Origin of the sequence: Azohydromonas australica DSM 1124, from assembly GCF_000430725.1 — a bacterium.
Lineage (GTDB): Bacteria > Pseudomonadota > Gammaproteobacteria > Burkholderiales > Burkholderiaceae_C > Azohydromonas > Azohydromonas australica.
Genome location: NZ_KE387208.1, coordinates 84,912 through 96,789, shown reverse-complemented (window position 1 = coordinate 96,789; position 11,878 = coordinate 84,912). Strand labels below are relative to the sequence as shown.

Below are 11,878 nucleotides of genomic sequence, written 5' to 3'. Positions count from 1 at the left end.
AGCCGCCCACGCCCTCGGCCGCTTCCTTCTCCTCGGCCGTCTCGTAGGGCACGTCGATGAACTTGGCGCCCAGCGACTCGACCTGCTCCTTCACCGAGGGGCGCACGTCGGAAGCCTCGATCACCGCCCCGAGCCGCTTGGCCGTGGCGATGGCCTGCAGCCCTGCCACGCCCACGCCCAGGATCACCACGCGCGCGGCCTTCACGGTGCCGGCGGCGGTCATGAGCATCGGGAAGAACTTCTGGTAGCGGTCGGCCGCGATGATCACGGCCTTGTAGCCGGCGATGTTGGCTTGGGATGAGAGCACGTCCATGCTCTGCGCACGCGTCGTGCGCGGGGCGGCCTCCAGCGCGAAGCCGGTCACGCCGGCAGCGGCCAGACGCTCCAGGCCTTCGCGGTCGAAGGGATTGAGCATGCCGACCACCGTCGCGCCGCGCTTCATGAGCGGCAGCTCCTCGGCGGACGGCGAGCGCACCTTGAGCACCAGGTCGCAGCCCAGCGCCGCTTTGGCGTCCACGATCTCGGCGCCCACCGCGGCGTAGGCCGCATCGGGCGCGGCAGCGGCCAGGCCGGCACCGGACTGCACGAAGAGCTGGTGCCCTTGCGCCTTGAGCTTTTTCGCGGTCTCCGGCGTCACCGCGACCCGGGTCTCTCCCGCCGCCGTCTCCAGCGGCACTCCGATCAGCATGGGCTCTCTCCTTTGAAACAAGCCACCCTTCGGCACGGCGCCGAGTGCCGAAGGGTGGCTCGTCAACGGCGGGCCGCCGGGGCCCGCACCCATGTTCTTAAAGCGGCCTCTCGCGGCGGGTTTCCAGGTAGGACTTGATCGACCAGATCGCTTCCTGGTTCAGCGTGCCCTCGAACGGCGGCATGTACACGGCGCCGTTGCGGGTGCGGCCGCGGCGCACGGTGTTGAGAAAGTAATCGTCCACGTCCTTCACGCACGCGGTCTTCTTGTTCTCGATCTTCTGCGAGGAGCACTCGTTGTCGAGCTTGCGCAGGTCGGGCGCGATGCCGCCGGAGATGGCCTCCAGGCCATGGCAGCGGGCGCAGTTCTGGTTGTAGGCCGAGGAGCCGATCTTGATGGCCTTGTCGTTGCCGCGGAACGGGTTCTGGTCGCGCCAGGCCTCGCCCAGCGAAGGCAGCTCATGCGTGTCCACGGCCTGCGGCGTGACGTCGCCATGGGCCAGGGCGGCGCCTGCCACCAGCAAGCCGGCCATCAGCGCCGTCAGACGCGCGGGAAGTTGAGCGAGGGAACGCTTGGACATGAATGTCTCCTCGGTTGGAATGAATGGCGCTCCTTTCCGCAAGGGCTGTGCCATCAACCCCTCCAATGCGCGTTTCCTGGCCCGCATTCGGGTTCATACGGTGCCCGAAGTGGCATTCCGAAGCCTGTCACCCGGCGTCCAAAGCGCTGGCTGTTGAGAAATGAAACATCGCTGCCGCCGTCTGGAACAGGCCTGGCGGCGCGGGAGCAACCGTCGCGGCTCGTGCGATGTCCAGCCTGGCGGCGCTGGAACGAGGCTTGCCCTGCCGTGCTCGTGCACTACCCCGACATCGAATCCCACGGCGTCGTCGGCAACCTGCGGACGACCGCCCTCATCGGCATTGACGCCACCGTCAGCTTCTTCTGCTTCCCGCGCTTCGACTCGCCCAGCGTGTTCCTGTCGCTGCTGGATCCGGACCGCGGCGGCAGCTTCTCCATCCGACCGGCGCATGCGGACATGCGCACGCGCCAGATGTACCTGCCTGACACCAACGTGCTGGTCACGCGCTTCATGTCGCAGCTCGGCATGGCGGAGGTCACGGACTACATGCCGCTGTCGGCCGCGGGACAGCCGCGCAGCGCGCTGGTGCGGCGCATCCAGTGCGTGCGCGGGCGGCTGTCGCTGCGCGTGCTGTGTGCGCCGCGCTTCGACTACGCGCGCACGAAGCTGCCGGCGCAACTGCTGGACGGCGGCCGCATGGCCGTCTTCGCCGACGCCACGGTGCACGGCCCGCTGCGCTTGCGCAGCAGCGTGGAGCTGACGGTGCAGGACGGCGATGTGCACGCCCTCATCGAGCTGGGCCCGGGCGACCAGGCCGCGCTGGTGCTGGAGTGCGTCGACGAGCGGCCCAGCGAGGGCCCGCTGGAAGCCTTCGTCGAAGGCTCCTTCCAGGAAACCATGGCCTTCTGGCGCGGCTGGAGCGAGCGTTCCAGCTACCGCGGCCGCTGGCGCGAGATCGTGCAGCGCTCGGCGCTGATCCTGAAGCTGCTGTCCTCGGCCGACCACGGCGCCATCATCGGCGCGGCCACCTTCGGGCTGCCCGAGCACGTGGGTGGCGAGCGCAACTGGGACTACCGCTACTGCTGGATCCGCGACGCGGCCTTCACCGTCTACTCGCTCATGCGGCTGGGCTACACCGGCGAGGCGGAGGCCTTCATCGGCTGGGCCCACGAACGCATGCTGGACCAGCTCGCCGGCGAGCCGCCGCAGATCCTCTACGCGGTGGACGGCCGCCACGTGGGCGAGGAGTTCGAGCTCACGCACCTGGCCGGCTACCGCGGCTCGCGCCCGGTGCGCGTGGGCAACGCAGCGGCCGGGCAGCTGCAGCTGGACGTGCTGGGCGAGCTGGTGGACGCCATCTACATGGCCGACATCCACGGCGTGCCGGCCTCCGTGGACGTCTGGCAGGCGCTGTCGCGGCGCATCGACTGGTGGTGCGAGCACTGGAACCAGCCGGAGGAGGGCATCTGGGAGATGCGCGGCGGGCGGCGCGACTTCCTCTCCGGCCGGCTGCTGAGCTGGGTGGCGCTGGACCGCGCGCTGCGCATGTCGCGCCGCTTCGCCCGTCCGGCGCCGCTGCAGCTCTGGTACGAGACGCGCGACGCCATCGCCTCGCAGATCCTCAACGACTTCTGGCACCCGCAGAAGCAGGCCTTCGTGCAGCACCGCGGCGGCGACACGCTCGATGCCGTGGCGCTGCTCATGCCCATGGTGCAGTTCATCAGCCCGACCGATCCACGCTGGCTCTCCACGCTGGAGGCGATCCGCCACGAGCTGGCCATCGACGGCCTGGTGGCGCGCTACTCCACCACCGACGGCGGCGACGGCCAGCTCAACATCGACGGGCTGCAGGGCCAGGAAGGCGCCTTCACGCCCTGCTCCTTCTGGTACGTCGAGTGCCTGGCGCGCTGCGGGCGCGTGGACGAGGCCCGGCTGCTGTTCGAGAAGATGCTCACCTACGCCAACCACCTCGGCCTCTACGCCGAGGAACTGGGCCCCAGCGGCGCGCAGCTGGGCAACTTCCCACAGGCGCTGACGCACCTGGCTCTGATCAGCGCCGCCCACGCGCTGAACCGCGCCATCGAGGAAGGGCCGACGGCCTGGTCCCGCGGCTTCGGCGGCTGAGCGCCGGCCGCAAGGCCAGGTTTCCTGTCCGGATTTGAGCCAGGTCAACCTGGGTGCGGACGGCCGCAACTTCGCCGCGCGCTCCGAGTCAGGCCTGCTGAGAGCCACGAGCCCAGGAGACCTTATGCACTTGTCCGAGACGGACGCCGTGACGGGCGCACCTCCAGACGCCACACCGTCCGGGAAACGTCCGCCGACGAGCCCGCCCGGTACTTCCAGCGCGGGTACGCAGGCCCGCGCCTGGCACGCCACTGACGCGCAGGCCGTGCTCTCGGTGCTGGAGGCCGGCCCTCAGGGCCTGAGCCAGGCAGAGGCCGCGCGCCGCCTGCAGCAGTACGGGCCCAACCGCCTGCCCGAGCCTCAGCCGGTGGGCGTGCTGCAGCGCCTGGCGCGGCAGTTCAACAACCTGCTGCTGCAGATCCTGATGGTGTCGGCGCTGGTCACGGGCCTGATGGGGCACTGGGTGGACAGCGCCGTGATCCTGGCCGTGGTGCTGCTCAACGCCGTCATCGGCTTCGTGCAGGAGGGCAAGGCCGAGAAGGCGCTGCAGGCCATTCGCCACCTGCTCTCGCCGCATGCGGTGGTGCTGCGCGACGGGCGCCAGCACGACGTCGCGGCGGCCGACCTCGTTGTCGGCGACGTCGTGTTGCTGGCCTCGGGCGACAGCCTGCCCGCCGACGTGCGGCTGCTGCAGGCCCATGGTTGCCGCATCGACGAGTCCGCGCTCACCGGCGAGTCCGTGCCGGTGGACAAGCGCACCGAGCCGGTGGCGGCCGACGCGGCCATCGGCGACCGCCAGTGCATGGGCTACGCCGGCACGCTGCTCACCCAGGGGCAGGCCCGCGCGGTGGTCGTGGCCACGGGCGCCGACACCGAGATCGGCCGCATCGGCCGCATGCTGGCCGACGTCGAGGAGGGCACCACGCCGCTGCTGCAGAAGATGGGCGTTTTCAGCCGGCAGCTCACCTTCGTGATCCTGGGCGTCGCGGTCCTGATGTTCGGCTTCGGCACGCTGGTGCGCGGCATGCCGGTGGGCGACACCTTCATGGCCGCCGTCGGCCTGGCCGTGGCCGCCATTCCCGAGGGGCTGCCCGCGATCCTGACCATCACGCTGGCCATCGGCGTGCAGCGCATGGCGCGCCGCCACGCCGTCATCCGGCGGCTGCCCGCGGTCGAGGCGCTCGGCTCGGTGACGACCATCTGCTCGGACAAGACCGGCACGCTCACGCGCAACGAGATGACGGTGCAGCAGCTGCTGTGCGCCGGCCAGGTGCTGGAGGTCGAGGGCGGCGGCTACGCGCCGCAGGGCGCCCTCCGGCTGGACGGCGAGGCCCTGGACCCGGCGCGCCTGGCCGAGCGCGTGCCGGCCGCCGCGCGCCTGGCGCTGGCGGCGGCGCTGTGCAACGACGCCAGCGTGCACGAGAGCGAGGGCCGCTGGACGGTGGCCGGCGATCCCACGGAGGGCGCGCTGCTGACGCTGGCGATGAAGGCGGGGCTCAATCCGGCCGAGCTGCGCGTCGAGCGGCCACGGCTGGAGGTGATTCCCTTCGAGTCTGAGTACCGCTACATGGCGACGCTGCATGCCGGCGAGGACGATGGCGCGCCGGCCGAGGCCTTCGTCAAGGGCGCCCCCGAGCGCGTGCTGGCGATGTGCGAGCGGCAGCTGGGCGCGCGGGGGCAGGACGAGCCGCTGGACGCGGACTGGTGGCAGGCGCAGGTCGAGGCCCAGGCCCGCGCGGGCCGGCGCGTGCTGGCGCTGGCGTGGCGCACCTTCGAGCCGCAGCGGGAGGCGCTGGACCACGCCGACATCGCGCGCGGGCTGACGCTGCTGGGCCTGGTGGCCATCATCGACCCGCCGCGCGAGGAGGCGAAGCGCGCCGTGGCGCGCTGCGCCGAGGCCGGGATCCGCGTGGTGATGATCACCGGCGACCATGGCGTGACGGCCAGCGCCATCGCGGCCCAGCTCGGCATGGGCGAGGGGCTGAAGGCGGTCACCGGGCCGGAGATCGAGGCCATGGACGACGCGGCACTGCGCCTTGCCGTGGCCGACACCCGCGTCTTCGCCCGCGCCAGCCCCGAGCACAAGCTGCGCCTGGTGCGCGCGCTGCAGGCCAGCGGCGAGGTCGTGGCCATGACCGGTGACGGCGTCAACGACGCGCCGGCGCTCAAGCAGGCCGACGTGGGCGTGGCCATGGGCATGAAGGGCACCGAGGCGGCCAAGCAGGCCGGCGCGATGGTGCTGGCCGATGACAACTTCGCCTCCATCGCGCACGCGGTGGAGGAAGGGCGCACGGTCTACGACAACCTCAAGAAGACCGTCGCCTTCCTGCTGCCCATCAACGGCGGCGAGTCGCTGACGCTGCTGCTGGCGGTGCTGCTGGGCGTGGCGCTGCCGATCCTGCCGGCGCAGGTGCTGTGGGTGAACATGGTCAGCTCGGTGGCGCTGGCCATGGTGCTGGCCTTCGAGCCGACCGAGGCCGGCGTGATGCGCCGCCCGCCGCGGCCGGTGGGCGAGCCGCTGCTGTCGCGCTTCCTGGTCTGGCGCATCGTGCTGCTGTCGGTGCTGTTCCTGGCCGGCGTCTTCGGCATGTTCGAGTGGATGCGCGCGCAGGGCGCCAGCGTGGAAGCCGCCCGCACGGCGGCCGTCAACACGCTGGTGTGCATGGAGGTGTTCTACCTGTTCAGCGTGCGCTACCTGAAGGCGCGCTCCTTCACCGTGCAGGGCGTGCGCGGCACGCCGCGGGTGCTGGGGGCCGTGGCCGGGGTGTTCGCGCTGCAGCTGCTGTTCACCTACGCGCCGTTCATGCAGGCGCTGTTCCACACCGAGGCGCTGGCGCTGGACGCCGGCCTGTGCATCGTGGCCGTGGGCGTGGCGCTGCTGGTGGTGCTGGAGCTGGAGAAGGCGCTGCTGCGCCGCGTCGGCGCGCTGGCCTGAATCGGCCGCCGCGAGGAGGGCTCAGGGCTGGAACCGCCGCAGGTAGGCCAGCAGGTCGTCGATCTGGCCGTCGTCGCCCAGGCCCCAGAAGCGCATCTTGTTGCCCGGCACGGTGGCGTCGGGCGACTTGAGGAAGGCGCGCAGGGTGGACTCGGTCCAGAAGATGCCGGAGGCCTTCATCGCCGCGGAGTAGTTGAAGTCCGGCGTGGCGCCGGCCTGGCGGCCGAACAGGGCGTTGAGGTGCGGGCCGAAGCCGCCGCGCGCGCTGGGCCCCACCTGGTGGCAGGAGGCGCAGCGCTTGAAGGTGCGCTGGCCGGCGTCCGCGTTGCCCGCCGCCGGCGCGGCGCAGGACCAACCCGCCAGGGCCAGGGCGCACAGGAGGCTCAGGGGACGGAGGGCACTTGAAGGCATGGGGACGGCGGCGTGGAAAGGCACGGGCCGGGCCGATGGCCCTGGCTGCGGGTTAACCAGCATGCCCTGCCTAGAATCCCCTGAATGAATGTCGGCGTTGTCCAAGCGGCCCTGGCCTACGTGGCCTGGGGCCTGTTCCCCTTGTATTTCCACCAGGTCGCGGCCGTTTCCTCGATGGAGATCGTGCTGCACCGGACCGTCTGGTCCCTGGTGTTCGTGCTGCTGGTGCTGGCCGCGATGCGGCGTTTCGGCGCGCTGTGGCCGGTGCTGCGCCAGCCGCGGCAGCTGATGCTGCTGCTGCTCAGCGCGCTGCTGCTGTCGGGCAACTGGCTGGTCTACGTCTGGGCCGTCAACCACGGCCACGTCATCGACGCCAGCCTTGGTTACTTCATCAACCCTCTGGTGTACGTGCTGCTGGGCTTCGCCTTCCTGCACGAGCGGCTGCGGCCGACGCAGTGGGGCGCCGTCGCGCTCGCGGGGCTGGGCGTGGCTTGGCTGACGTGGCAGGCCGGGCAGCTGCCGTGGATCGCCCTGCTGCTGGCCGGCAGCTTCGGCCTGTACGGGCTGATGCGCAAGACGGCGCCGCTGGGCGCGCTGGAAGGCCTGGCGGCGGAGACGCTGCTGCTGGCGCCGCTGGCGGTGCCGGCGCTGCTGCTGTGGACGCTGCACGGCGACAGCGTGCTGGCGCACGCCGATGCCTCCACGCTGGGCTGGCTGCTGGCCGCCGGCCCGGTAACGGCCGTGCCGCTGCTGCTGTTCGCCGCCGGCGCGCGGCGCATCCCGCTGGCCACGCTGGGGCTGCTGCAGTACATCGGGCCCACGCTGCAGATGGCCATCGGCATCTGGGTGTTCCACGAGCCCTTCCAGGCCGAGCGGCTGGCCGGCTTCCTGCTGATCTGGGCCGCGCTGGCGCTCTACAGCTTGGAGAGCCTGTGGGTCACGCGCCGGCGCGTGGCGGCGCAAGCCTGAGCCCGGCCGGCGCATTCGACGGCTTCGAACGCAGGCGTCAAAAACCGCCCGGCGCACGGGCTTGCCTGGCGCACCACACTGCAGCGGCGCCGTACCCGCCGGGGCGGCGCCCACCACCCGCGGGCGGCAATGCCCGCGTTTCTTTCTGAAGGAGTGCTGCAGATGGCCAAGGTTCTCGTTCTCTACTACTCCACTTACGGACACATCGAGCGCATGGCGCAGGCCGTGGCCGAAGGCGCGCGCGGCGCCGGCGCGACGGTGGACGTCAAGCGCGTGCCCGAGACGGTGCCGGAGGAAGTCGGCCGCAAGGCAGGTTTCAAGCTGGACCAGGACGCGCCCGTGGCCACCGTGGCCGAGCTGGAGCAGTACGACGCCATCATCGTGGGCACCCCCACGCGCTACGGGCGCATGTCCTCGCAGATGGCGGCCTTCCTGGACCAGACCGGCGGCCTGTGGGCGCGCGGCGCGCTCAACGGCAAGGTGGGCGCGGCCTTCACCTCCACCGCCACGCAGCACGGGGGGCAGGAGACGACGCTGTTCTCCGTCATCACCAACCTGCTGCACTTCGGCATGGTGGTGGTGGGGCTGCCCTACAGCTTCCAGGGCCAGATGAAGCTCGACGAGGTCGTCGGCGGCGCACCCTACGGCGCCACCACCATCGCCGGCGGCGACGGCTCGCGCCAACCCTCGCAGACCGAGCTCGACGGCGCCCGCTTCCAGGGCGAGCTGGTCGCCAAGACGGCTGCCAAGCTGTTCGGCTGACCTCTGCCCCCCGGCCCGCCGGCAGGCCGGCAGGCCGGCAGGCCGGCAGGCCGTGAAGCCTGCGGCCGGCCCGGGCTCATCTCGATAAATTGCGATTTATCAAGGGAAAAGCAGGCGGTCCAAGGTTTCAAGGGTGAAAGGACGGCTTCGCCTCGCTACGCTGGACTTCGCGTTTGCGAAATGAGTCCCGTCGGCGAGGAGGTTCCATGAAACGGCGTTTATTCACGCTTTCATTGGCGAGCTGCGGCTTGGTCAAAACAGTCCAGGCCGCCAATGAATCCACTGGGCAGGTATTTTCCAGCCAGAAGCCATTCAAATTCCCGACCTATAAGGTGCTGCGGCTGGGGACATTCCAGGGCGGCTCCAGCGAAGCCCTGGCCGTGAATGCCAATGGCCAAGCGGCCGGCTGGGTGAGTTTCGATATCGATGGGGCGTACCGCCCGGCCCTGTTCGTTCCCGGCCGAACGCCCAAGCCGATCTACACCGACGGTCCCGGCGAGGCCACGGGCCTCAACGCCCGCGTCGAGGTCGTGGGCTGGTTCCGGGAGGGCAGCGCCACGCAGGCCTTCCGATGGCGCCACGAGCAGCTGCGCACGCTGCCCTCGCTGGGCGGCGGCAACAGCGAGGCGGCCAGCATCAACGACCGCTCGGAAATCGTGGGCTTCTCCGAGGCCGCGCCCGGGGCCGCGCACGCGGTGCTGTGGTGGGGCGACAGGCTGTTCGACCTGGGCACCTGGGGCGGCTACGGCGCACGGGCCACGGCCATCAACGAGCGCGGCGACATCGTGGGCTTCCGCGAGGTGGTGGCCGACGGTGTGGGTGTCCGGCAGGGCGTGCGCTGGATCCGCGGCAGGGCGCCCCGGCTGATGCCGACGCTGCCCGGCTACGAGAGCGTGGTGCCCACCGCCGTGAACGAGCGCGGCGACGTGACCGGCTACATGTACCCGGCCACCAACTTCCTGTTCGGGCGGGTGGCGTTCATCTACGCCGACGACCGCTACACGCTGATGCCGCTGTCGAATGACCAGCCCACTGTCGGCCTGGGCATCAACAACCGCCGCGAGGTGGTCGGGTTCAAGTTCGACCAGGGTGCCGACCCGCGCAACCGCGCCCTCATGTGGTTCAACACCGGCCAGACGGCGTTCAGCCTGGATGGACGGCCCGAGGTGCTCGCGGCCGGCTGGAAGGCGCTGGAGCAGGGCAATGCCATCAACGAGGCCGGCGTGATCGTCGGCACCGGTTTCTTCGGGCTGCCGAATGGGCGCAACAGCATTGAGGCGTTCATGCTCATTCCCAAATGATGGCTTGCCATATTTGGGTCTGGTGCCGGTTCTCGATGGCGACGTGAAAAATACCGTCACACCTGCGCAGGCGGGCGTCCACGAACTCCGGGCGGCATTGCGGGCGGCGTAAATGCCCGCCTCTGCCGGCATGACGCAATTGATTCACTGACCATCACGAAATGGAATCAGGGGTATAGGCCGCTGGCCATGCCAGGAAAGGCAATACCCCGTCAATTCAATATTCAGGCCGGACGCGCCATCAGCCTTTCAGCGCCGCCAGCGCCTGGTGGATCTGCGCCACCGCCGCGGCGCCCTCGCCGATGGCCGCCCCCACGCGCTTGACCGAGCCGGCGCGCACGTCACCCACCGCGAACACGCCCGGCACGCTGGTTTCCAGCGGCGCCGGCGCGCTGCCCTCGTGGGGCTGCGCCACGGCCGGGCCCGTGCGCACGAAGCCCTGGGCGTCCAGCTCCACGCCGCAGTCGCGCAGCCAGTCCGTCTCGGGGTCGGCGCCGACGAACAGGAACAGGTGCCGCAGCGCGTGCGTGCTCTCCTGCCCGTTGCGGCGGTCGCGCCAGGTGACGGCTTCCAGGCCGCCTTCGCCGCCGTCCAGCTGCACCACCTCGGTCTGCGTCAGCAGCTCGATGTTGGGCGTCGCCTCGATGCGGTCGATGAGGTAGCGCGACATGCTGGCCGCCAGCCCCGGGCCGCGCACGAGCATGAACACCCGCGCCGCGTGCTGCGACAGGTACACGGCCGCCTGGCCCGCGGAGTTGCCGCCGCCCACCAGCGCCACCTCGGCCCGTGCGCAGGTGCGCGCCTCCACCGGCGAGGCCCAGTACCAGATGCCCCGGCCCTCGAACTCCTCAAGCCGCGGCATGCCCGGCCGCCGGTAGCGCGCGCCGCTGGCGATAACGACGCTGCGCGCATGCAACCGCCGCCCATCGGACAGCTCGATGGCCAGCCCGGCGTTCTCGCCCTCGTCACCGCCGTCGGTGCATTTGCAGTCCAGCCGCGTCGCCTGAGCTGGGATCAGCATGCGGGCGCCGAACTTCTGGGCCTGCACGAAGGCGCGCCCGGCCAGCGCCTGGCCGGAGATGCCGGTGGGGAAGCCCAGGTAGTTCTCGATGCGCGCGCTGGCGCCGGCCTGGCCGCCGAAAGCGCGGCAGTCCAGCACCGCCACGTCCAGCCCCTCGGAGGCCGCGTACACCGCGGTGGCGAGCCCGGCCGGGCCGGCGCCGACGATGGCCACGTCCACGCGGCCGGCAAGATCGGCCTCGTCCACCATGCCGATGCAGCGCCCCAGGGCCTGCTCGTCCGGGCTCACCAGCACCGAGCCGTCCGGACACACCACCAGCGCCTCGTCGGGCGCCGCGCCGTACTGCACCATCAGCGCCGCCGCGCAGTCGACGGACTGCGCATCCAGCACCTGGTGCGGATGGCCGTTGCGGCGCAGGAAGTTCTGCAGCCGCAGCACGTCGGCCGAATCCGGCCGGCCGATGAGCACCGGCCCGCTGGCGCCGGACTCGATCAGGCCCACGCGGCGCAGGATCAGTGCGCGCACCAGCCGCTCGCCCAGGTCGGCCTCCGCGATGATCAGCGCCCGCAGCTGCTCCGGCGGCACCCGCAACGCCTGCGCGGGCTGCAGCGCCCGCGCGTCCACCAGCGACGGACTGCCGGTGAGCGAGCCCACCTCGCCCACGAACTGGCCCGGCCCCATGGTCAGGATCGGCACTTCATGCCCCAGCCCGTCGCGCTGCACCACGGCGACCGTGCCCTGCAGCACCACGAACAGCCCGGTGCCGGGCTGGCCGGCTTCCAGCAGCAGGCTGCCGGGCTCGTAGGCGCAGGGTTCGCCGAAGCGGCGGATGCGAGCGATCTCCGCCGGCGTCAGCAGCGGGAACATCTGGTGCCGGCGCGACAGCAACTCGCTCGGGGCGGCGTCGTCGGCGGGCAGGGCGTCGGTGCCTGCTTGCGGCACGGGGGCGGCGGGGTCCGTCATGGCAGCGTCCTCCAGGGCAGGCATCGTGCCGCAGGCCGCCGTGCTCCTGGCGTAGCCATTTGTCAGGGCTGCCGGCGCGGTCCGGACACGGGCACAACCCTTGCCGACCATGTCCCGGCTGCAA

9 protein-coding genes are annotated in these 11,878 nt (G+C 71.2%); 5 read left to right on the top strand and 4 right to left on the bottom strand.

Annotated elements, in window-relative coordinates:
• Positions 1-688: NADP transhydrogenase subunit alpha (locus H537_RS53515; protein ID WP_043460674.1), on the bottom strand; the 688-nt coding region annotated here is incomplete at its 3' end.
• 97 nt (positions 689-785) lie between these two features.
• Positions 786-1,268, bottom strand: a complete 483-nt coding sequence (gene pedF, locus H537_RS0129450; RefSeq protein ID WP_029000730.1) for a cytochrome c-550 PedF — start codon at positions 1,266-1,268, stop codon at positions 786-788.
• A gap of 267 nt (positions 1,269-1,535) precedes the next feature.
• Here pedF and H537_RS0129445 point away from each other — a divergent pair, with 267 nt between their 5' ends.
• Entirely contained in the window at positions 1,536-3,392 is a 1,857-nt protein-coding gene (locus H537_RS0129445; RefSeq protein WP_051243563.1) for a glycoside hydrolase family 15 protein, read from the top strand.
• A gap of 124 nt (positions 3,393-3,516) precedes the next feature.
• Complete coding sequence (locus tag H537_RS46255; RefSeq protein WP_084151027.1) at positions 3,517-6,327, top strand: cation-transporting P-type ATPase; 2,811 nt, start codon at positions 3,517-3,519, stop codon at positions 6,325-6,327.
• A gap of 21 nt (positions 6,328-6,348) precedes the next feature.
• On the opposite strand, the gene H537_RS0129435 is transcribed toward H537_RS46255, so the two are convergent.
• A complete protein-coding gene (locus tag H537_RS0129435; protein WP_084151026.1) occupies positions 6,349-6,738 on the bottom strand; it encodes a c-type cytochrome in 390 nt (129 codons plus the stop codon).
• A gap of 84 nt (positions 6,739-6,822) precedes the next feature.
• Between H537_RS0129435 and rarD the strand changes: the two genes are divergently transcribed.
• From rarD to H537_RS0129420, 3 genes are all read left to right on the top strand, one after another.
• A complete protein-coding gene (gene rarD / locus H537_RS0129430; RefSeq protein ID WP_029000727.1) occupies positions 6,823-7,707 on the top strand; it encodes an EamA family transporter RarD in 885 nt (294 codons plus the stop codon).
• 162 nt (positions 7,708-7,869) lie between these two features.
• Positions 7,870-8,469, top strand: coding sequence for an NAD(P)H:quinone oxidoreductase (gene wrbA, locus H537_RS0129425; protein ID WP_029000726.1), 600 nt, complete (start codon positions 7,870-7,872; stop codon positions 8,467-8,469).
• Between the two features lie 206 nt (positions 8,470-8,675).
• Entirely contained in the window at positions 8,676-9,770 is a 1,095-nt protein-coding gene (locus H537_RS0129420; RefSeq protein ID WP_156902002.1) for a hypothetical protein, read from the top strand.
• A 241-nt stretch (positions 9,771-10,011) separates the two neighbouring features.
• Here H537_RS0129420 and H537_RS0129415 read toward each other — a convergent pair whose 3' ends face one another.
• Positions 10,012-11,754: an FAD-dependent oxidoreductase gene (locus tag H537_RS0129415; protein ID WP_043460666.1), complete on the bottom strand. Its 1,743-nt coding sequence runs from the start codon at positions 11,752-11,754 to the stop codon at positions 10,012-10,014.
• Between the last annotated feature and the right edge of the window lie 124 nt (positions 11,755-11,878).

Bases quoted from the DNA above. Each gene is read 5' to 3' on its own strand.
- pedF (WP_029000730.1), bottom strand. From the start codon at position 1,268: ATGTCCAAGCGTTCCCTCGCTCAACTTCCCGCGCGTCTGACGGCGCTG.
- H537_RS46255 (WP_084151027.1), top strand. From the start codon at position 3,517: ATGCACTTGTCCGAGACGGACGCCGTGACGGGCGCACCTCCAGACGCC.
- H537_RS0129435 (WP_084151026.1), bottom strand. From the start codon at position 6,738: ATGCCTTCAAGTGCCCTCCGTCCCCTGAGCCTCCTGTGCGCCCTGGCC.
- rarD (WP_029000727.1), top strand. From the start codon at position 6,823: ATGAATGTCGGCGTTGTCCAAGCGGCCCTGGCCTACGTGGCCTGGGGC.
- wrbA (WP_029000726.1), top strand. From the start codon at position 7,870: ATGGCCAAGGTTCTCGTTCTCTACTACTCCACTTACGGACACATCGAG.
- H537_RS0129420 (WP_156902002.1), top strand. From the start codon at position 8,676: ATGAAACGGCGTTTATTCACGCTTTCATTGGCGAGCTGCGGCTTGGTC.
- H537_RS0129415 (WP_043460666.1), bottom strand. From the start codon at position 11,754: ATGACGGACCCCGCCGCCCCCGTGCCGCAAGCAGGCACCGACGCCCTG.